Annotated in this window: 19 protein-coding genes, 5 tRNA genes and 1 other RNA gene; 14 read left to right on the forward strand and 11 right to left on the reverse strand. The window is 40.1% G+C overall.

What is annotated here, in order from left to right; translation table 11 throughout:
* Positions 1-7: 7 nt before the first annotated feature.
* Entirely contained in the window at positions 8-1,660 is a 1,653-nt protein-coding gene (locus tag ACYU0V_RS14300) for a BCCT family carnitine transporter (RefSeq protein WP_002120258.1), read from the reverse strand.
* Positions 1,661-1,680: 20 nt separating this feature from the next.
* Positions 1,681-2,793 carry a tartrate dehydrogenase gene (locus ACYU0V_RS14305; RefSeq protein ID WP_126645151.1) on the reverse strand — a complete coding sequence of 371 codons (1,113 nt, stop codon included), beginning with the start codon at positions 2,791-2,793 and terminating at the stop codon, positions 1,681-1,683.
* A 103-nt stretch (positions 2,794-2,896) separates the two neighbouring features.
* Here ACYU0V_RS14305 and ACYU0V_RS14310 point away from each other — a divergent pair, with 103 nt between their 5' ends.
* Positions 2,897-3,877, forward strand: coding sequence for a LysR family transcriptional regulator (locus ACYU0V_RS14310; RefSeq protein WP_057076700.1), 981 nt, complete (start codon positions 2,897-2,899; stop codon positions 3,875-3,877).
* Between the two features lie 52 nt (positions 3,878-3,929).
* On the opposite strand, the gene ACYU0V_RS14315 is transcribed toward ACYU0V_RS14310, so the two are convergent.
* The 5 genes from ACYU0V_RS14315 to coaD all read right to left on the reverse strand — a co-directional run bounded on the left by ACYU0V_RS14315 (position 3,930) and on the right by coaD (position 6,543).
* Complete coding sequence (locus tag ACYU0V_RS14315; RefSeq protein ID WP_461847999.1) at positions 3,930-5,114, reverse strand: porin; 1,185 nt, start codon at positions 5,112-5,114, stop codon at positions 3,930-3,932.
* Between the two features lie 148 nt (positions 5,115-5,262).
* Positions 5,263-5,339 (reverse strand) — tRNA-Met (locus ACYU0V_RS14320).
* Positions 5,340-5,403: 64 nt separating this feature from the next.
* Positions 5,404-5,759, reverse strand: an RNA gene (gene rnpB, locus ACYU0V_RS14325) — RNase P RNA component class A.
* Positions 5,760-5,786: 27 nt separating this feature from the next.
* On the reverse strand, positions 5,787-6,050 hold the full coding sequence (locus ACYU0V_RS14330) for a YfhL family 4Fe-4S dicluster ferredoxin (RefSeq protein WP_086266024.1): 264 nt from the start codon (positions 6,048-6,050) through the stop codon (positions 5,787-5,789).
* Between the two features lies 1 nt (position 6,051).
* Entirely contained in the window at positions 6,052-6,543 is a 492-nt protein-coding gene (coaD, locus tag ACYU0V_RS14335; protein WP_005070938.1) for a pantetheine-phosphate adenylyltransferase, read from the reverse strand.
* A 135-nt stretch (positions 6,544-6,678) separates the two neighbouring features.
* Here coaD and smpB point away from each other — a divergent pair, with 135 nt between their 5' ends.
* A complete protein-coding gene (smpB, locus tag ACYU0V_RS14340) occupies positions 6,679-7,155 on the forward strand; it encodes an SsrA-binding protein SmpB (protein WP_002120348.1) in 477 nt (158 codons plus the stop codon).
* Between the two features lie 49 nt (positions 7,156-7,204).
* On the opposite strand, the gene ACYU0V_RS14345 is transcribed toward smpB, so the two are convergent.
* From ACYU0V_RS14345 to rluD, 3 genes are all read right to left on the reverse strand, one after another.
* Positions 7,205-7,756 carry a flavodoxin family protein gene (locus ACYU0V_RS14345; protein WP_325792560.1) on the reverse strand — a complete coding sequence of 184 codons (552 nt, stop codon included), beginning with the start codon at positions 7,754-7,756 and terminating at the stop codon, positions 7,205-7,207.
* A gap of 190 nt (positions 7,757-7,946) precedes the next feature.
* On the reverse strand, positions 7,947-8,684 hold the full coding sequence (pgeF, locus tag ACYU0V_RS14350; protein ID WP_461848002.1) for a peptidoglycan editing factor PgeF: 738 nt from the start codon (positions 8,682-8,684) through the stop codon (positions 7,947-7,949).
* A 10-nt stretch (positions 8,685-8,694) separates the two neighbouring features.
* Positions 8,695-9,747, reverse strand: a complete 1,053-nt coding sequence (rluD, locus tag ACYU0V_RS14355) for a 23S rRNA pseudouridine(1911/1915/1917) synthase RluD (RefSeq protein WP_262442508.1) — start codon at positions 9,745-9,747, stop codon at positions 8,695-8,697.
* A gap of 71 nt (positions 9,748-9,818) precedes the next feature.
* Between rluD and ACYU0V_RS14360 the strand changes: the two genes are divergently transcribed.
* Together ACYU0V_RS14360 and ACYU0V_RS14365 are read left to right on the forward strand one after the other, a co-directional pair.
* A complete protein-coding gene (locus tag ACYU0V_RS14360) occupies positions 9,819-10,982 on the forward strand; it encodes an outer membrane protein assembly factor BamD (RefSeq protein WP_032005748.1) in 1,164 nt (387 codons plus the stop codon).
* A 157-nt stretch (positions 10,983-11,139) separates the two neighbouring features.
* Positions 11,140-13,008 carry a DNA primase gene (locus ACYU0V_RS14365; RefSeq protein WP_262442507.1) on the forward strand — a complete coding sequence of 623 codons (1,869 nt, stop codon included), beginning with the start codon at positions 11,140-11,142 and terminating at the stop codon, positions 13,006-13,008.
* On the opposite strand, the gene hemA is transcribed toward ACYU0V_RS14365, so the two are convergent.
* Positions 13,005-14,288, reverse strand: a complete 1,284-nt coding sequence (gene hemA, locus ACYU0V_RS14370) for a glutamyl-tRNA reductase (protein WP_461848003.1) — start codon at positions 14,286-14,288, stop codon at positions 13,005-13,007. The genes ACYU0V_RS14365 and hemA overlap by 4 nt on opposite strands.
* Before the next feature lie 88 nt (positions 14,289-14,376).
* Between hemA and ACYU0V_RS14375 the strand changes: the two genes are divergently transcribed.
* The 10 genes from ACYU0V_RS14375 to pth all read left to right on the forward strand — a co-directional run bounded on the left by ACYU0V_RS14375 (position 14,377) and on the right by pth (position 19,936).
* Positions 14,377-16,086, forward strand: a complete 1,710-nt coding sequence (locus ACYU0V_RS14375; RefSeq protein ID WP_005070953.1) for a tetratricopeptide repeat protein — start codon at positions 14,377-14,379, stop codon at positions 16,084-16,086.
* Positions 16,087-16,090: 4 nt separating this feature from the next.
* Positions 16,091-16,669: a lipoprotein insertase outer membrane protein LolB gene (gene lolB, locus ACYU0V_RS14380; RefSeq protein ID WP_420283337.1), complete on the forward strand. Its 579-nt coding sequence runs from the start codon at positions 16,091-16,093 to the stop codon at positions 16,667-16,669.
* Positions 16,670-16,687: 18 nt separating this feature from the next.
* Positions 16,688-17,521: a 4-(cytidine 5'-diphospho)-2-C-methyl-D-erythritol kinase gene (gene ispE / locus ACYU0V_RS14385; protein ID WP_461848005.1), complete on the forward strand. Its 834-nt coding sequence runs from the start codon at positions 16,688-16,690 to the stop codon at positions 17,519-17,521.
* Positions 17,520-17,594: transfer RNA gene (locus tag ACYU0V_RS14390), tRNA-Gln, on the forward strand. Before ispE ends, ACYU0V_RS14390 begins: the two co-directional genes overlap by 2 nt.
* Before the next feature lie 26 nt (positions 17,595-17,620).
* A tRNA-Gln gene (locus ACYU0V_RS14395) sits at positions 17,621-17,695 on the forward strand.
* 18 nt (positions 17,696-17,713) lie between these two features.
* Positions 17,714-17,788: transfer RNA gene (locus ACYU0V_RS14400), tRNA-Gln, on the forward strand.
* Positions 17,789-17,879: 91 nt separating this feature from the next.
* A tRNA-Gln gene (locus ACYU0V_RS14405) sits at positions 17,880-17,954 on the forward strand.
* 36 nt (positions 17,955-17,990) lie between these two features.
* Complete coding sequence (locus tag ACYU0V_RS14410; protein ID WP_002120445.1) at positions 17,991-18,941, forward strand: ribose-phosphate pyrophosphokinase; 951 nt, start codon at positions 17,991-17,993, stop codon at positions 18,939-18,941.
* A gap of 96 nt (positions 18,942-19,037) precedes the next feature.
* Complete coding sequence (gene rplY / locus ACYU0V_RS14415; protein ID WP_002120443.1) at positions 19,038-19,334, forward strand: 50S ribosomal protein L25; 297 nt, start codon at positions 19,038-19,040, stop codon at positions 19,332-19,334.
* A 20-nt stretch (positions 19,335-19,354) separates the two neighbouring features.
* The gene (gene pth, locus ACYU0V_RS14420; protein ID WP_002120328.1) at positions 19,355-19,936 is read left to right on the forward strand and encodes an aminoacyl-tRNA hydrolase; all 582 of its coding nucleotides are present in this window, start codon (positions 19,355-19,357) and stop codon (positions 19,934-19,936) included.
* Positions 19,937-19,962: the final 26 nt, after the last annotated feature.

The raw sequence follows: 19,962 nt of genomic DNA on the forward strand, positions 1-19,962 counted from the left end.
GTTCCCTCTAGCTGGTTTTTCTGTCCAGTTTGATTGAGCTTGCAAGCTCTAGCTGCATCCGTTTTGCATGTTCATCTTGAGCCTGGTTTAAACCAATTTCCGCATCATCATAACCTTGTTGCTCAATTAAATGTGATGGGACTTTGGCATAATCCTGAATCAACCATTTCACTAAGCCATAGGTCTGAATCAGAATAATCACGATGAATGGTAAAGCCGTCACAATAGTTGCCGTTTTCATGGTGTCTAAAGGTGCTTTACTAAAGATCATGGCAATCGGAACCAAAGTCAGCATGACACACCAGAACAGACGGGCATTTGGCGATGGATCTTGCCCTTCACTTAAACCGCGTGTACATGTTGCTGAAACTGCATATCCGACCGCATCCATATGTGCTGCCAAGAACACCACCATAATGCCGAGAAAAATCCACATCATCAGCTTTCCAGCAGGTAATAGGCTGAGCAATTGTCCAATTGCAACCTCACCACCCTGTTGGCTTAAGATTTGCGGTACATTTACAGCCCCATGAATAAAGCTATAAACGCTGTAGTTTTCAAACACACCAAAGATAAACCAAAGACCAACACTGCCGCCAATCACCATGGCAAAGATCACTTCTTTAATAGTACGGCCTTTAGAAACACGCGTTACAAAGAGTGCCACACCCGGTGCATATGAAATCCACCATAACCAGTAGAAAACAGTCCATTCACGAGTAAACTTGCCATCGCCCATTGGGTCGGTAAACAGACTCATATCAACAAAGTTGGTTGCCATTAACCCGAAACTCATTAATGAATTATTCAAAATGAATTGAGTTGGACCAAAGCACAGTACATAAATCGCAAATAACACCACGCCTAAACACACCATGTGACTTAAACGTTGCATGCCTTTATCCATACCTACATACGAACTAAGTGCAAACAGAACCGAAACACCCAAAATAATGATGACCTTAGTCATAAAAGTATTTGGGATACCTGTGAGCTGAGACAAAATATTGGTAAATGTCACAGCAGTGAGTACCAACGAAATCGTTAATGCACCAAACATGCAAAGCAAGAACATTAAGTCGACTAAACGCCCAACCACACCTGTTGATTTAAAGCCTGTTACCGCTTCAATCACTGAAGCCAAACTTAAGCCTTTGTTTTTTCTAACATGGTAGCTGTAGCACAAAGAAATTGATGCCAAAGCATAAATTGCCCATGCACTTAAACCTGAGTGAAAAAACGAGTAAGCCACGCTATATTTCAATGCTTCTGCTGACTCAGGCGGTAAGCTCAAACCCGGAGTTTGATAATAGTAAGCCCAATCCAAAAAGCCCCAGTACAATGTAGAAGACCCGATACCTGACAAGATGAACATAAAAATCCATGACATCGTGGTGTATTGAGGCTTTCCTTCACCTAGTTTGATTTTGCCGTATTTACTAAAAGCTAGACCAAAAGTAAAAATAATGGCTAAAAAAGCAAACAGTAATACTGGGGTGGTAAATACCGATGTCGTCCACTGCATCCATGTTGCAGCGATCTTGATCGACTCTTGCGAATAAATCGCCAAACCAGCAACTGAAATAAATACAAACAGTAAACTGGTTACAGCAAGAACTTTATCCGTATAAATTTTTGTGTTTTGATTATCCATATCCATACATCCATTTTTGGATGGCGTTATTCCATAGCGAACACGTCCATTTTAATTTGGGCTACACACGATGCAATTGCATCTCCTACCTCATAAGTTTTTGCCTGACCGCCGATATCGGCTGTCTTTGGCCCATTAATTAATACATGCTCAATCGCCTGCATAATGTCCTGACCTGCTTGAATGCAACGTTCGTCTTCTTCACCAAAGAATTCGAACATCATGGCACCCGACCAAATCGCAGCGATTGGATTGGCAATTTGTTTACCGTAAATATCTGGTGCTGAACCATGTACAGGTTCAAACAATGATGGGAATTTTCTTTCTGGGTTTAAATTTGCCGAAGCAGCCAAACCAATAGTTCCTGTACATGCAGGGCCTAAATCGGAAAGAATGTCGCCAAATAAATTCGATGCAACAACCACATCAAAGCGTTCAGGTTGTAAAACAAAACGAGCTGCTAAAATATCAACGTGCTGCTTATCAGCCTGAATTTGTGGATATTGTTTTGCCATCGCATCCACACGTTCATCCCAATAGGGCATGCTGACCGCAATACCATTAGACTTGGTCGCTGCTGTAATTTTTTTCGCGTCACGCTGATTTGCAAACTCAAATGCATAACGCAAAATGCGATCTACACCATGACGCGTAAATACAGCTTCTTGTAAAACAAACTCTCGATCTGTTCCTTCAAAAGCCTTACCACCAATGGCTGAATATTCACCTTCACTGTTTTCACGGACCACGTAGAAGTCGATATCGCCTGGTTTTTTACCTACTAAGGGACATTTAACACCCGGCATTAAGCGCACTGGACGTAAATTCACATATTGGTCAAAACCGCGACGGAACTGGAGCAACGACCCCCAAAGTGAAATATGGTCAGGTACTTTATCTGGCCAGCCTACAGCGCCAAAATAAATTGCATCGTAGCCCTGCAAAGTTTCAAACCAGTCATCTGGCATCATTTTGCCGTGCTCAAGGTAGTAATCGCAGCTTGCCCAATCGAAAGCATCTAACTGAAGCTCAATACCATGCTTCTCTGCTGCTGCCTTTACAACCTTAATGCCTTCTGGTAGAACTTCTAAACCAATGCCATCGCCTGCAATCGTGGCAACTTTATATCTTTTTGCCATAAGCTTCCTTCACACCTTCGACTAATATCCTTGTATGGCTTAAACATGATGTTTTAAGCAAAAATGATCAACAACAGAACTATCACTCCAATGGACACGGATCGTGAATAATCTACCTAACCTATCGGATTTAAAGGTTTTTTGCACAGTCGCCAAACTAAAAAGTTTTGTCGAATCTGCTGAGGAACTCGGGACATCGCCAGCTTTTATTAGCAAGCGAATTAATATTTTAGAAAACACCTTAAGCTGCAAACTTTTTCATCGCAGCACACGTCATGTTAGCCTGACAGAAGATGGCAAACTCATTCTTGAGAGAGTTTCAAATATTCTTGAAGAATTTGATGAAGTCTGTGAACTAGTGAACAACCCACTCAGTACACCCACGGGTCGTATGGATATTATTAGTAGCTTTGGTTTTGGCAGAAAGCATATTGCACCAATTCTGTCTAAATTAATGATGCTTTATCCAAAGCTCCAAATTCATTTTGACACCATCGACAATACCAAAGACCTGATTCAACACAGTATTGATTTGGATATTAGAATTGGTAATGAAATTGCACCAAATATGATTGCGAAGAAGTTAGCTTCCAATTTTCGGATTTTATGTGCGGCGCCGAGTTATTTACTTAAACACGGCGTACCAGACAGCATTGAAGATTTGCAAACACATGATTGTTTGACAATTAGTGAACGCGATCAATCATCTGTGTTATGGAAATTTAGGCATGCTTCTGAAGATGTCTCAGTGCATATCAAACCACGTTTTGTTTCGAATAACGGCGAAATTATTCATCAACTTGCCATAGAAGGCCACGGGATTATTTTCCGATCAATTTGGGATGTTGCAGATGAATTAATTACAGGTCAACTCCAACACATTTTGCCCGAATATTGGCAAGATGCAGATGTTTGGGCAGTTTATCCATCACGACTCAAAAGCTCATCTAAATTACAAACCTGCATTTTGTTTATTCAAAACGAATTGCTCAATCGTTTACAGCATGTACAAAACCTAAGTCGTGGACAACTCATTTCACCAGCTGTCAAACGAGATCCACCACCTGAAAAAGTCTTTCTATAAAAAAGCCCTAAGTGAAGTGTATTCACTTAGGGCAATAAATCGCTTTTAAATTTTAAAAATAATATCCGATTGAAAGATAAAATAATTTATCCCAATCATTACTGCTACCTTGTGCAAGGCCATCAGCCCCACCACCAACCATTGGATCATTTTTACTCATAATGTATTCACCCTGAATACCAATGGCTTTGTAATTAAAATAAACCCCTGCAATTAAGCGTTCAGAGTCTTTATAACCATTCTCATCTTTAAAGAAGCGGCTATGAGAGATATAAGGTTTAATATTTTCAAGTTTGTGAAATGGCTGAGCAAAGGTATAGTTGATTTCATTGACCAGATATTTGCCTTTATTAGCAACTTGATATGGATAGTCGAACGCACCAATCGTTGAACTATTAGGGAATAAATCGTCGCCATTCGTGACATCTTGCTTGCCCGCTAAGAACATCCATTGCCATGCTTGATATTGTGTTTGAGCAAAAACGTTCCATGATTTGCGGTGTCCATCTTCGTCTGTTCTTTTATTTTCTAAATCAGAATACCAAACTGAACCACCTAACTCGGTCGAAAATTTTTGAGCTTTATCAAGCTCAAATTTTCTAGATCCTCGAGCAATCCACATATTCTTTTCTTCGATATTAGTACCTGTGGTTAAATCATCAGCTTCCACAAAGTTACCACTGTATCTGCTTGAGTCCTTTGAAGTTCCCTTATAATTTCCGCCATCAGTGGGATAGAATCCTAGGGTCAAATTATATTTATCATCTGCAAATTTATATTTAATCCCCAGATTATCGATATCTTCTAAACCGACAGTATTTAAAAGAGTTTCGTAATAGCTACTTCCCCAAAATTCGCCAAAGCCAAAATCAACGGGTTGCAAACCTGCCGTGATTCTCTGCTGATCAGATAATTTATAACCTACCCAAGCTTTTTTTAGAAAAATCGCATCACACAAGCGATCATATTGATAACAACGGGCATCCGCACCTGCAATCCAATCTGGATTTTCATAACCTAATACTAATTTAATATCAGTTAACCGCCAATCATCATTTTGGGACCCTTCATTTGCATCAACCACATAATCTTTATGTAAATAACGAGAACGTACTGCGCCAGACACTTTAAATTGACCCGAATCTAAAGTTGGATCTCCCCAACTCAAATCAGCCGCAGAAGCCTCTACTCCCGCAGTTAAACTTAAAATTCCTAAAAATAATAATGACCTTTTCATGTCTTCAACATCCTTGTTAAGTGTTATAAGAACATGAAGAAATTGGTCTAGACAAACAATGCCACAACTATAAAGTCGGTCTTCACAAACTGTGTTTAATCAAAAAATGAGCATAAAAAAAGACCACGCAGGAGCGTGGTCTATAAAATGGTGGCTATGACGAGACTTGAACTTGTGACCCCCGCATTATGAGTGCGGTGCTCTAACCAACTGAGCTACATAGCCGAAAACTGTGCGCGCATTATCTTAACTTCTTTAACGCACGTCAAGAAAAATTTTAAATAAAATGAGGTGAAGTGAGCCTATAAGCCGGGTTCTGTCGAGGATGGTCATTCCTCTAGGCGTACAATCACTCATACGCTCAAGCGACCTACCCGAATCCAGTACGGGCCGTACCTCAGGATTCCTATTTGGTCTTGCTTCTGGTGGGGTTTACCATGCCGTGAACTGTTACCAGACACGCGGTGCGCTCTTACCGCACCCTTTCACCCTTACCTCACGAATGAGGCGGTCTACTCTCTGCTGCACTTTCCGTCGGCTTTCACCGCCCAGGCGTTACCTGGCACCCTGCCCTATGAAGCCCGGACTTTCCTCCCCTGCTTCAGTCACGAAGACCTCCACAGCAGCGACCATCCAGCTCACCTCAGGGGCGCATATTAACAAATTTATTTACTAATTGCTTGTGCTTTTTTGAGCAATTAATCTTTTATATTTGTCTAATAGCTGTTCTTCCGTTTCAACATGCTGCGGATCTTTAGGAATACAGTCTACTGGACAAAATAACTGACATTGCGGCTGGTCATGATGACCAACGCATTCAGTGCATAAATCTGGATGAATTTCGTAAATCACTTCACCCATGAAAATAGCTTCATTTGGGCAAACTGGTTCACAAACATCACAGTTTATGCATTCATCGGTGATATATAACGACACTTTACCAACCTTGTTGATGTTTACGTTCAAAGGCCTCAACCACAGCTTGCGGAACAAACTTGGTTACATCCCCTTTTAAACGAGCAATTTCCCGAATCAATGTCGAAGAAATAAATGAATACTGCTCAGATGGCGTTAAAAATACTGCTTCAAAATGTGGGTCAAGTTGACGGTTCATATTGGCAAGTTGAAATTCATATTCAAAATCAGAAACTGCTCTTAAACCACGAAGTACTGCTGTTGCCTTCTGCTCTTTGAAAAAATTAACTAGCAGCCCATCAAAGCCGACAAATTCAACATTTGATAAATGGCTTAATGAAGTTTGGGCCAGTTCAACTCTCTCTTCTAGACTAAACAAAGGGTTTTTATGATGTCCAATTGCAATTGCTACTACAACCTCATCAAACATTCTTGATGCTCTAGTAACTAAATCAACATGTCCATTCGTGATGGGGTCAAATGTTCCAGGATAAATTACACGCGTTTTAGACATCCGCTAGTACTCTAATTGTATTGTGAACCTATTTTAGCAAAAGTTATACATCAGGCGAAATATTGACGTGTAGGAAAAAACTTCACCTTGGCATCAGTTTACGGCACAATAGGCATAATTGTGGAAGTTTGAATTATGGCGAAAGCAACAGTAGTAAAGAAACATAATGGCGGAACCATCGCACAAAACAAACGTGCCCGCCATGATTATTTTATCGAAGAAAAATTTGAAGCTGGTATGTCTTTACTAGGTTGGGAAGTAAAGTCTTTACGTGCTGGTCGCATGAGTTTGACAGAAAGTTATGTCATTTTTAAGAATGGTGAAGCGTTTTTATTTGGTGCACAAATTCAACCGCTCCTTTCAGCATCTACTCATGTAGTACCTGAAGCTACACGTACACGTAAATTATTATTATCACGCCGAGAACTAGAAAAGCTAACAGGTTCAGTTAACCAAAAAGGTTACTCATGTGTTCCTTTGGCATGTTACTGGAAAGGTCACTTGGTTAAACTTGAAATCGCACTTGTGAAGGGTAAACAGCTTCACGACAAACGTGCGACTGAAAAAGATCGCGATTGGCAGCGTGATAAAGCTCGTATATTTCATAAGTAATTAAATAAAAAGCCTCTTCTTTAGAGGCTTTTTTACATTTTGAATTTTATTAATTTAATCTATATAAGAGTCCAGCAATATATTCGCCAAACCATTTAGCTGTATCTAAATCGCCTTGTGGAGGAGTAATTTCAACAGGTGCATTATCTGACTGCGTCATTAAACCTAAACAGCTCGATAATCGATTTAAATCTTTTTCACTATGCCCAGTCGTCATTAAAGGTAAACCTGACCAAAGCATGCCATGTTGCATCGCAAAAATATTTAATTGTTGTAATACAGCCAATTTATCGCCGCTTAGACCACCTGAGTTTGCAAAGCCAGCTGCAAGCTTGCCTTGCCATAAACGATTTTTCCAACGTTTAGAAGTACTGTCCATAAACTTTTTAAAGTCGGCCGTCATACTTCCCATATAGGTAGGTGAACCAAAAATAATACCATGCGATGCATCAAGTGCATCCCAATCAATATGTTCAATATTCATTAAATGTACTTTTACACCCATCACCTCTGCACCAGCAGCAATAGCGGAAGCTACCTTCGCGGTATGACCATATGGACTGTGGTAGACAATAGAGAGATGTTTTTCAGGCAAAGACATAAGTTTAAAATTTTGAGCGATTTTTTCTATTTTATCATTTTATTAACGCTTGCTAAACCTTCATCTATAAATATGAAATATAAGGCTTTCACTACCGCATACTATAGAAATATTTTCGAGTTAAATAAAAAACTCTCTTATTTTTTAATGAATATAAAATAAGAGAGTCATTTAAGGCGGTGATCAAAACTTACATAAAAACAAACGTAGCCATACGCCCTGTCTTCGCATCACGACGATAAGAAAAATACTCTTCATCCTGTTGATAAGAGCATTGATCTCCGCCCAAGACTTGTTGCACACCTAGACTTTGCAAAATAAAGCATGCAATAGCATATAAGTCTGCATGAAATTTATTTGGAGCCACGCCTTCAACAAAAGCTGTTTCCAACTCTGGATATTTATCACAAAAGGCAGCTTTTACTTCAGCCCCAATTTCAAAACAAGGTTGACTAATTGCAGCTCCTAACCATGCCCAAGTTGGAGGATTTTGCATAGCCGTAACTGTATTTTCAATAATGCCACCTGCTAAACCACGCCAACCAGCATGCAAATTAGCGACTTCGGTTCCTTCGGCATTTCCCAACACGACAGGTAAACAATCAGCCGTCATCATCATTAAAGCATGACCTTTTGTTTGGGTGACCAAACCATCGCCGATTAAAGCTTTAAAAGGAATTTGTTCATTTACAGTATGGCAAATCGTACTATGCGTTTGGGTCATCCATGTCATTTTTTTAACACCAAATTTCGCAAACTCATCTAACAATATCATTCGATGCTGTTGAACACGCTGTGGCTCATCTTTGACATGTAAAGCCAGATTAAAGCCAGATAACTCAACCTGACCTGTTGGCAATGCCAAAGGATGCTGAACACGTGTCTGCCCTACAAATACGCCTTGAGGTAAACCTTGAACAAATTCCATATGCACGTCCTTAATATGCAGCGTTTTCTGAACGTAACACATTCACTAAATGTGTGAAATCTTCAGGCCACGGCGCTTCAAATAGCATTTCTTCACCAGTACGAGGGTGTTTTAAGCCCAATTTAGCTGCGTGCAATGCCTGACGTTTAAAACCACGTAAAGTTTCAATGAGCAGCTCAGATGCACCAGCTGGCACACGCACACGGTTCATATAAACCTGATCACCAACTAAGCCATAACCAATGTAACTAAAATGCACACGGATCTGATGTGTTCGTCCTGTTTCAAGGCGAGCTTGTACACGGGTAAAATCTTTAAAACGTTCTTTTACATTGTAATGAGTTACTGCATCTCGCCCACCCGGTAAAATTGCCATTTTTACACGATCAACTGGGTGGCGTTTGATTGGTTCATCAATCGTGCCGCCAGCAATAATATTTCCATAAACAACCAAATCATATACACGGTAAACCGTTTTATTTGCCAACTGTTTACTTAAAGAAAATTGGGCCTCTAGAGTTTTAGCAACCACCAGTAAACCGCTGGTATCTTTATCAATACGGTGTACTAAACCAGCGCGCGAAAGTTCTGCCAATTTTGGGAAATGGTAAAGCAAAGCATTCACTAAAGTTCCAGAACTATTGCCTGCTCCTGGATGTACTACCATGCCTACCGGCTTATTAATAACTAAAATATCATCGTCTTCATAGACAATATTAAGTGGAATATTTTCAGGTTGACTCGTCGTCTGGGCTTCGAGCTCTACTTCGAGCGTAAGCAGCTCAGTTCCTTCACAACGGTGTTTAGGCTTGACAATGTTACCATTCACCAACAGATGGCCATCTTTCAACCATTGCTTGAGCTTTTCACGTGAAAACTCGCTCCATACCAAGGCTGCTACCTGATCGATACGTTGTCCCAGATAGGTTTCATCTAGCTGAACTTGCAACGATAAACGTGTTGCAGTTGTATCAGAAGTATGGTTATCTGCATCCTCAGAATCTTCAAGTAAATTGAAGTCGGTTTCAGAGAAGTTTGTGTTTGAAGATTGTGCTGAAGTCATTTGATCATTGAGATAAAAGTGGTTTAATAGCGCAATTGTAGCTCATTGCCCAACATAACAGAGGAGTTTTTATGTCGCTACCACGTTATAAAATTACGATGCTTGCCTTATCTTTAGGCGTAGCGTCTGCATTTGTGGGCTGTAGCAGCAATCCAAGTAAAAAAGAAGTGGTCGATACTGGCCCTCAATCTAGTGAACAAGCTTACTTCGAAAAGGCCCAAAAGTCGCTTGACCGTGGTCAATATCTTGATGCGACCAAGTCTTTAGAGGCAATCGATACTTATTATCCGACTGGACAATACGCTCAACAAGCACAACTTGAACTTCTATATTCGAAATTTAAACAAAAAGATTATGAAGGCACCATTGCCTTAGCAGAACGTTTTATTCGTTTAAATCCTCAACATCCAAATGTGGATTATGCTTATTATGTTCGTGCTGTTGCCAATATGGAGCAAAACTACGACAGTTTGATGCGTTATACCTCTTTGCAACAGTCACATCGTGATGTGAGTTATTTAAAAGTTGCGTATCAAAACTTTGTTGATTTAATTCGTCGTTTCCCAAGTAGCCAATATTCTGTTGATGCTGCTCAGCGTATGAAATTCATTGGGCAAGAACTTGCTGAAAATGAAATGACTGCCGCTCGCTTCAACGTTAAGCGTAAAGCTTGGATCGCCGCTGCAGAACGTTCGCAATGGGTGATTGAACACTATCCACAAACACCTCAAATTCCAGAAGCTTTAGCCACTTTGGCATATAGCTATGACAAGTTAGGTGATAAAGCTACTTCGCAACAATATATTGAAGTTTTAAAACTTAATTATCCAAGCTTGGTGAAAAAAGACGGCACAGTTAACATGCGTGCTGCTCGTAAAGAAGGTAACTGGATCAACCGTGCAACTTTAGGTATTTTCGGTCGTGAATCGACTGCTGCAACGCCAGAGAGCACAACTGAAGCAGAAGCTCCAAAACGTGGTTTCCTCAACCGTGTTAGTTTTGGTTTAATTGGTAATTCAGATAAAGAAGAAACTGAAGCACCAGAACAAACACCTGTTGAAGCTCCTAAGTCTGAACGTAGTTGGACAAACCGTTTAAGCTTCGGTTTATTAGACAAACCTGAGTCACAAGCAGCAGAAAATACAACTGTTGCACCAGCTGTAACCTCTACTGAAGCTTCAACTGATGTTCAATCAGATGAGGCAACACAAGGTGCGGATGACGCTGCTCAATAAGTTTAAGCTTTAAAAAACATCAACAAACAGGCAAGTGATATCACTTGCCTGTTTGTTTTTATAAAATATTAAAATATTTATTGGGCATATCTCGATTCATCATGTCAGAATATTCTGACTCACTGTCTCATCAAGTTTTAATACGGTTATCTGAATTATGGCAATTCCACAACATACGATTGATCAAATTCTAGATCGCACAGATATTGTCGATCTGATTGGTCAACGTGTGAAATTGAAAAAAACCGGACGTACATATTCCGGCTGTTGCCCTTTTCATCAAGAAAAAACGCCATCATTCCATGTTTACCGTGACAAGCAGTATTATCACTGCTTTGGTTGTCAGGCTAACGGAAATGCAATCCGTTTTCTTATGGATATCGATAACCGAAACTTTATTGAGGTAATGAAAGAGTTATCGAGTAGTACCGGAATTGAATTACCTAAAGATAATACTGAAAATAAAAAACTATCTTATACCCGTCAGGTTACAAAGCCACCCGTTACTAAAACAAATACGGCAGAACTTGTAACTCCACAGCGGCCATCGGATGAAAGCTACAACACACTTGAACCAGTATTTTTTGATGACCCTTTTGCTCAGTTCGAACAGCCGTTTAGCTTTGATGAACCAGTTCAAGAAGGTAATTTATATGACTTACTGGAAAATGTTGCTCAGTTCTATGAACAACAATTACCTCATAGTCAAAAGGCAAAAAATTACTTTAAACAGCGTGGACTAACCAATCAGACGATTCAATTTTGGCGCTTAGGCTATGCTCCAGAAGACTGGCAACATCTAGAAAAAGCTTTTCCTTATGATATTGACGGTTTAAAACAACTCGGACTTATCCGCTCAAGTGATAATGGGCGTGATTTTGATTTGTTACGTGACCGCGTCATTTTCCCAATTCGCGACCCTAAAGGCCGAGTGGTTGGTTTTGGTGGGCGTGCCTTAAATGACGAAATTAAACCTAAGTACATTAACTCGCCAGACTCAGAAGTCTTTCATAAAAATCAGCTACTTTACGGACTTTATGAAGGAAGAAAGCTTAAATCCAGTGATTGGTTAATGGTCGAAGGTTATATGGATGTCATTGCGCTTCAGCAATATGGCATTACTGGAGCTGTGGCAACGTTAGGGACCGCAAGTAATACTGAGCACCTTAATATTCTATTCAAACAAAATAGTCGTATTACGATTGCTTTTGATGGCGATGCAGCAGGTCAAAAAGCTGCACGTAGAACTTTAGAAATTGCTTTACCCCTTCTCAATGATGGTCGTGAACTTAAATTTTTTGTTCTACCCAATGATCACGACCCCGACTCTCTCATCCGTCGAGAAGGACTCGAGAATTTCCAAAAACTATTACAACAAGCCCCTCTTCTGTCCGATTTCGTGTTTGCGCACTTAACAGGTCAACACGATATCAGTACGCCTGAAGGGAAAAGCTTAGTCATGGGAGAACTCAGAGAACTCACCGAGTTATTGCCAAAACAAGGTTCTTTCCGTTACTTACTTACTCAATCTTTCCGTGAAAAACTCGGACTAGGTAAACGTTTTACCCCACAAATCAGCCACGATGCCTCGCTCTCATTTAACATCCATACAAAAGATGAAGACTTTGCGATTGCAATTTTAATGCATCATCCTTTTCTTTATATTCATTTTGAAGGATTACGGGCTTATATTCACCAAGATGAATTATTAGCCAAAGTACTGGCAATCTTAAATCGTATTTTTGATGATTTACCGGATGATCAAGAGTTGGCAACTTATTATGTGCTTGGTGCGTGTAGTAGTTACTGTCATGAAATCGCCGATATTATGCAAAGAACAAATATTCAGGCATTAACACAGGCACCTGAAGTAGCTGATAAGTTAGCTAAAGAATATTCGCTAAGTCTGCAAGAAAGATATTTACGTCAGAAGCTGAAATCACCGATTTCTTTAATTGAATCAAGAAATCTAAGACAACAATTGAATGAATTAACAAAACAAATTAGCTTAAAGTTGCTGTCTTAATGTTTTGGCTTACGCTCATGATCAAATACATCCTGTAAATGCTGTTGTAACCATTCAAAATAATCAGGATTTTCTGCTTTAGCAGCTTCACGTAACAAGATAGATGTGGGATGCATAAGTTTTTGCGTCAAACGGTGAGCAAATTGCTGTAACACCTGTTCGGCATTCTCACCATGATGCAAAGCTTCTAACGCATGTGTAAGCTCTTGTTGACTAATCTCTTCACTGTGCTGGCGGTAAGCATGAATTGTACTACCCGCCTCTTTAACCTTTTGATGCGTAATAAGCTGAGTAGCTAATTGATTAACCATGACCTCTGCTTCAACAGCCGCCTGACGACGTTGGGCAAGGTTCTCATCAATCACACTTTGTAAATCATCAACACCATATAAATAGACCCCATCAAGTGCTTCAACTTTAGGATCTATATCACGTGGTACCGCTAAATCAACCATTAACATTTGTTGGTAGCGACGTTTTTTCAATGCGGCCTTAACATCAGAATAAGCAATAACTTGATATAAACTACCAGTACAGCTCGACACGACATCAGCACGATATAAATTTTCTGCTAATGCTGAAAACTCAATAATTTCAACTTCAACCTGATGTGCAATCTCCTGAGCCAGCTGGTCAGCACGCTCACGGCTACGATTACAAATAATAATCTTCGCTACACCCATTTCAGCCAAGTGCTTAGCAACCAAGCTATTCATTTCACCCGCAGCAACAACCATTACGGTAAGTTTTTCAGGCTTACTAAAAACCTGTAAAGCCAGTTGTGCAACCGCATAACCCATTGAAACAGCATGACTACCTACCGCAGTTTCGGAACGTACACGTTTGGCAGCATAGAAAGCGTATTCAAAAACCCTATTTAATTCAGGAGAGACTGTTTGAGCTTCTTTAGACAATGCCAAAGCGCTTTTAACCTGCCCTAAAATTTGTGGCTCACCAAGCATGAGAGAGTCTAGACCACTCGCCACTCGCATTAAATGTGTAATGGCCTGCGTATTCTCGTAACGATAAACATGATGAATTAACTGCTTTACATCAATATTATTGGCATCGGCTAACCATTTTAGAAGGCTTTCGGCGTTTTCTGCCATGGCATAAACTTCTGTACGGTTACAGGTCGAGACGACCACCAAATCCTTTAAGTTTTGGTGATGGCGTTGTTCGGCAAGCAAACGACTTAATCGCTCTGCATTGAAAGCAATTTGTTCGCGGAGTTCTACAGAAGCTGTTTGATGGTTGACACCCAATGCAAAGAAAGACATATCAGATCATCATTTCGCTAAATTTATGCTATTGTGCAACATCGGTGTCATAAAAAGCATTACTTTGGATCAATAAAAATTGCGTCAAATGAATAGCCGTATTAATTTTAACGGTGCTTCGATAAGACAGTATTCTACCACATTCTTGTTGTTAGGTAGCATGTCCTCGTATGTCTATGCACGTCCTGTGCAAGAGACCTATGCCGTGCATTCATTTGATCAGGCACTAGAGCAAACGATGGTCGCTGAATTTGCTCTAGCTTATGACGATATTCCAAACGCTTTGCATAATTACACAGTGCTCGCAATTAAAAGCAACTCTACATCAATTAAGCAGAGAGCTTTAGACGTTGCGCTTGAATATAATGATTTACAAGCTGCGTTAAATATTGCTACTCATTGGGTAGCTCAAGAGCCTAAAGATGTACCAGCTTTATTTTATTTGTCACACATTGCTTTAAAAACGCACGAATATCAGCTTGCTGCTGAGACATTAGATAAAATTTTAAAGATAGATCCCACTGCCGATTTAGAACAAATTTTAGCTAGCATTGCTCCAGAAAATGCGCAAGATCGAGAAGTATTATTAACAGCTTTACGTTCTAGCGCAGAAAAAGATAACCCTTCTATTTTAGCACTCATCGCCAATTTAGAAGCTCAAAATGGCCAATTACAAACTGCGCTAACCAACATTAACAAAGCATTACGTCGACGCCCTAAAGTAACGAGCTTTATTTTAATGAAAGCAAACTTACTTATTGCTCTCAGCGATCAAGAAGGTGCGCTTAAATGGTATGCAAAGTCGAGTCGTAAAAATAAGAAAAATTTAGATATTCGATTAGCTGAAATCCGCTATCTCATACAAATTAACCAATCTCAGCTTGCGTTAGAAAAACTTGAAAAGATTATAGAAACCAACCCTAAAGCTGAAGAAGCCTTATTTATTGCAGGCTTAACGAGTATTGATTTAAAGCAATATGACAAAGCAGAACAATATCTTGTTGACCTACGAAACTCGGCAAAATACCAAAATGAAGCGTATTACTACTTAGCCATTAATGCAGAGCGTAAACAGCATTATGAAACTGCAAAAGCATACTATCGTTTAGTTGATGGCAGTTTATATGTGGTATCGAGACGAAATTTGATCGCAATATATGATAAACAAGAAAACTTACACGATGCTTTACGGTTCCTTACTCAAGAACGAGTAAATTATCCTCAACATGCAAGTTTCTTATATCAAGCCCAAGCTGAAATCTTAAAGAAAATGGGCAATAAAAAAGCTGCACTAAATCTATTAGATGAAGCAATTAAAAACCTACCCGACGACCCAGAACTAATTTATGCGGAAGTTTTATTACTTGATCCATATACGGACCGTGACAAGCTGGACAAAACATTAAAACAATTATTACAACTTGAACCCAACAGCCCAACGTATCTAAATGCATATGCTTATACACTGGCACTGCAAAACCGCCGTTTAAAAGAAGCACGTCAGTATGCAGAGCAAGCATTAGAATATGCGCCTGAACAGGCCTCAATTCTTGATACGCTAGGCTATATTGCATTTTTACAGAACGATTATGAAGCTGCGGCGGAAGCCTTAGGCAAAGCGTATGAACTTAGCCATAATATAAATATTGGCGTTCGTTATGCTAAAGCTTTGTATATGCAAGGGTCACTCACGCAATTTAGCGCAGTGTTACAACAACTGAAACAAAAACATGCCAATGATCCACAATTACAACAGCTTGATGCGTTAATTTTACCTACATCTGCAAAAAAGAGTTAAATATATGAGCAAATTTGCCCAACTGTGCACAGCGATCTGTGGATCAAGTGTATTATTTCTAACCGGTTGTCAGCATTTTACTCAACCAAAACCTGCGGTTACCCAACAAGTTCAAGACGAAAAACACTTTAATTTGCAAGGTAAGATAGGGGTTCGTACACCACAGCAAACCGGTAGTGCTTTTTTTACCTGGCTTCAACAGCAAGATAATTTTGATATCGAATTAAGCGGTATTTTAGGCGTTGGAAAAACCCAAATTCAGGGTAAACCGGGCGAAGTAACTTTAAACAGCTCTAAAACAGGACTTATTAGCGCAGCCTCTCCAGAAGAACTTTTAGAACGTGCAACGGGTTGGCAAGCACCAATTACGCACTTAACGAGCTGGATTTTAGCCAAACCAGCAACGCTAAATGCTCAAATTACTAAAGACGCTGCAAATCGAGTGAGCCAACTGGTTGAAGATGGCTGGACGGTTAATTTCAGTTACGATGGTGAACAAAATTTGCCGAACAAACTGGTTTTAAAGCAAGCTCTTGCTGAAGATAAAGAAAACCGTATTACAATGGTCATCCAAAACCGCTAAGTCTAATTATATAAATCTATGATTCGAGTTCCTTCCCCTGCTAAGCTCAACCTGTTTTTACATATTACAGGCCGACGTGAAAATGGTTACCATGAGTTACAAACCATTTTCCAACTGATTGATTTATATGATTGGATGATCTTTACACCGACTTTGGGCGAAGAAATCAAAATCGATGGGTTAAATGAAGTTCGAGCTGAAGAAAACTTGATTTATCGGGCAGCTCAAATACTAAAACCACATGCGAAAAAATTTTGTGGCTTGCACATCAAAATTGAAAAAAATATTCCAATGGGTGCGGGTCTAGGCGGCGGTTCATCTAATGCCGCCACAACGCTTATTGTGTTAAATCAATTATGGGAATGTGGTCTAGAGCAAGAACAACTTGCGAACTACGGTGTTAAGCTCGGTGCTGATGTTCCAATTTTTATTTATGGTAAAAATGCATGGGCTGAAGGCATCGGTGAACATTTATCATTCATAGACTTAGATCAAAAACAGTTCATTATTTTAAAACCTGATTGTTTTATCAGCACTCAATTGCTTTTTTCACAAAAAACATTGACAAGAGACTCTAAGACCACTAAATTTTGCGCCTATCAGTTAGAACCTTCTAATTTTGGAAATAACTTTGAGCCACTGGCTCGACAGTTATACCCTGAAGTAGAAGAAGCAATGCAATATTTAGATCAATTTGGTCAAGCAAAGCTTACAGGTACAGGTGCTTGTGTTTTTATTGAAGTAACGAATGAAATGAATATTGATGAAATTCTTAAGCATTCACCATGTAAATCTTACTTGGTAAATAGTTTAAAAGAATCTCCTCTTAATCATTTTAAGGTTACATGTTAGGGGCGTCGCCAAGTGGTAAGGCACCGGGTTTTGATCTCGGCATCCGTTGGTTCGAATCCAGCCGCCCCTGCCAACCTCACCTGTAATGATGATTATATTAGGGGCGTCGCCAAGTGGTAAGGCACCGGGTTTTGATCTCGGCATCCGTTGGTTCGAATCCAGCCGCCCCTGCCATCATATATCATCGAATTTAGGGGCGTCGCCAAGTGGTAAGGCACCGGGTTTTGATCTCGGCATCCGTTGGTTCGAATCCAGCCGCCCCTGCCATTCTCTTATTTTAAAGACAGACTTAATTGCTATGCTTTTTGTTGATTAATCTTGACATTGCATTGCAAAAATATTAAAGTTCTGCCGCATTAGGGGCGTCGCCAAGTGGTAAGGCACCGGGTTTTGATCTCGGCATCCGTTGGTTCGAATCCAGCCGCCCCTGCCATCTATTTCATTACATACCAACCGCCAAGGGTGCTTCATGCCCAATCTTGTCGTTTTTAGTGGAAATGCTCATCCACAGTTCGCTCAAAAAGTCGTAAGTCACTTACATATCCCTCTAGGTGCTGCATCAGTCGGTCACTTTTCTGATGGAGAAATTTCAGTAGAAATTACTGAAAATGTTCGTGGTAAAGACGTATTTATCGTTCAGCCTACTTGTGCCCCTACCAATGATAACCTTATGGAAATCTTGGTTATGGCAGATGCTTTGCGTCGTGCAAGTGCTGGTCGTATTACCGCTGTTATCCCTTATTTTGGTTATGCTCGCCAAGACCGTCGTCCACGTTCTGCACGTGTGCCGATTACAGCTAAAGTTGTCGCAGACATGCTTACCACTGTTGGTATTGACCGTGTTGTGATGATCGACTTACATGCTGACCAAATTCAAGGTTTCTTCGATATTCCAGTCGACAACATCTACGGTACTCCTGCTTTGCTTGCTGACTTACGTCAACAACAACATGACAACCTTATGGTGGTTTCTCCTGACGTTGGTGGTGTAGTACGTGCTCGTGCTGTTGCCAAACAGATGGGTGACATCGATTTAGCAATTATTGATAAACGTCGTCAAAAAGCCAATGAGTCGCAAGTTATGCACTTAATTGGTGACGTAAAAGATCGTGATTGCGTTATCGTAGACGATATGGTCGATACTGCTGGTACATTGTGTAAAGCAGCTGATGCGCTTAAGCAATTTGGTGCACGTCGTGTAGTTGCATACGCAACTCACCCTGTACTATCAGGAAAGGCTATTGAAAACTTACGTAATTCAGTTATTGATGAACTGGTTGTGACTGATACCATTCCTCTTTCTGAAGAAGCATTGACCTTAGGCAAGATCCGTCAGGTTTCTGTTGCTAGCATGGTTGCTGAAACGATTCGTCGTATTAATAACGAAGAGTCTATCAGTGCAATGTTCGATAGTTTATAATATTGCAGCTTTTTATAAACCCTAGCCTTGGCTGGGGTTTTCTATCACTAAACTGGTCGCAAGTTTAGTCTTTTAAACTTTAATGAGGATTTACTCATGGCAAACTTCGTATTAAACGCTCAAGCGCGTGCTGAAGACAAACAAGGGAAAGGTGCGAGCCGCCGCCTTCGTCGCGAAGCTTTAATTCCAGCTATCATTTATGGTGGCAACGCTGAGCCTGTAACTGTTACTTTAGAACTTCGTGAGCTTGTAAAAGCTTTAGAAAGCAATGCTTTCTTTGAAGAAGTTGTAGAAATCAAAGTGGGCGACAAAGTTGAAAACGTTAAAATCCAAGCGTTACAACGTCACCCATCTAAAAACACTCCTATGCACGCTGACTTCAAACGCGCATAAGTGTTTAAAGGCGTAGATTAGTGTCAAATATTTCGCTAATTGTTGGTTTGGGCAATCCTGGTTCAGAATATGCCCAAACCCGCCATAATGCAGGTTTTTGGTTCATTGAACAGCTTGCAGACAAATATGGCATTACATTAAAAAATGATCCGAAATTTCACGGAATCAGTGGACGTGGTAATATAGAAGGACACGATGTCCGTCTACTTCTACCCACTACATTTATGAACCGTTCTGGACAAAGTGTAGTTCCATTTGCAAAATTTTATCAAATTGCTCCCGAAGCAATTTTGATTGCTCATGATGAACTTGATATGAACCCAGGTGTAATTCGTCTTAAAACAGGCGGTGGACACGGTGGTCATAACGGTTTACGTGACATTGTCCCTCATATTGGTCCAAATTTTCACCGTTTACGTATTGGTATCGGACATCCTGGCTCGAAAGAGAAAGTTTCAGGTCACGTACTTGGAAAAGCACCAAGTAGTGAACAAAGTCTGATGGATGCAGCAATTGATCATGCCCTTTCTAAAGTGAAGCTACTTGTTCAAGGACAAGTTCCACAGGCCATGAATCAAATTAATGCATATAAACCCACTTAAATTGTTGAACAATCATGCTTGCTATC

It is taken from the genome of Acinetobacter sp. X9 (assembly GCF_054889255.1).

Bases quoted from the DNA above. Each gene is read 5' to 3' on its own strand.
- ACYU0V_RS14410 (WP_002120445.1), top strand. From the start codon at position 17,991: ATGCCCAATCTTGTCGTTTTTAGTGGAAATGCTCATCCACAGTTCGCT.
- lolB (WP_420283337.1), top strand. From the start codon at position 16,091: ATGAGCAAATTTGCCCAACTGTGCACAGCGATCTGTGGATCAAGTGTA.
- coaD (WP_005070938.1), bottom strand. From the start codon at position 6,543: ATGTCTAAAACGCGTGTAATTTATCCTGGAACATTTGACCCCATCACG.
- rluD (WP_262442508.1), bottom strand. From the start codon at position 9,747: ATGACTTCAGCACAATCTTCAAACACAAACTTCTCTGAAACCGACTTC.
- ACYU0V_RS14345 (WP_325792560.1), bottom strand. From the start codon at position 7,756: ATGTCTTTGCCTGAAAAACATCTCTCTATTGTCTACCACAGTCCATAT.
- ispE (WP_461848005.1), top strand. From the start codon at position 16,688: ATGATTCGAGTTCCTTCCCCTGCTAAGCTCAACCTGTTTTTACATATT.
- ACYU0V_RS14305 (WP_126645151.1), bottom strand. From the start codon at position 2,793: ATGGCAAAAAGATATAAAGTTGCCACGATTGCAGGCGATGGCATTGGT.
- ACYU0V_RS14315 (WP_461847999.1), bottom strand. From the start codon at position 5,114: ATGAAAAGGTCATTATTATTTTTAGGAATTTTAAGTTTAACTGCGGGA.
- hemA (WP_461848003.1), bottom strand. From the start codon at position 14,288: ATGTCTTTCTTTGCATTGGGTGTCAACCATCAAACAGCTTCTGTAGAA.
- ACYU0V_RS14375 (WP_005070953.1), top strand. From the start codon at position 14,377: ATGAATAGCCGTATTAATTTTAACGGTGCTTCGATAAGACAGTATTCT.
- ACYU0V_RS14365 (WP_262442507.1), top strand. From the start codon at position 11,140: ATGGCAATTCCACAACATACGATTGATCAAATTCTAGATCGCACAGAT.
- ACYU0V_RS14300 (WP_002120258.1), bottom strand. From the start codon at position 1,660: ATGGATATGGATAATCAAAACACAAAAATTTATACGGATAAAGTTCTT.
- ACYU0V_RS14360 (WP_032005748.1), top strand. From the start codon at position 9,819: ATGTCGCTACCACGTTATAAAATTACGATGCTTGCCTTATCTTTAGGC.
- pgeF (WP_461848002.1), bottom strand. From the start codon at position 8,684: ATGGAATTTGTTCAAGGTTTACCTCAAGGCGTATTTGTAGGGCAGACA.
- rplY (WP_002120443.1), top strand. From the start codon at position 19,038: ATGGCAAACTTCGTATTAAACGCTCAAGCGCGTGCTGAAGACAAACAA.
- smpB (WP_002120348.1), top strand. From the start codon at position 6,679: ATGGCGAAAGCAACAGTAGTAAAGAAACATAATGGCGGAACCATCGCA.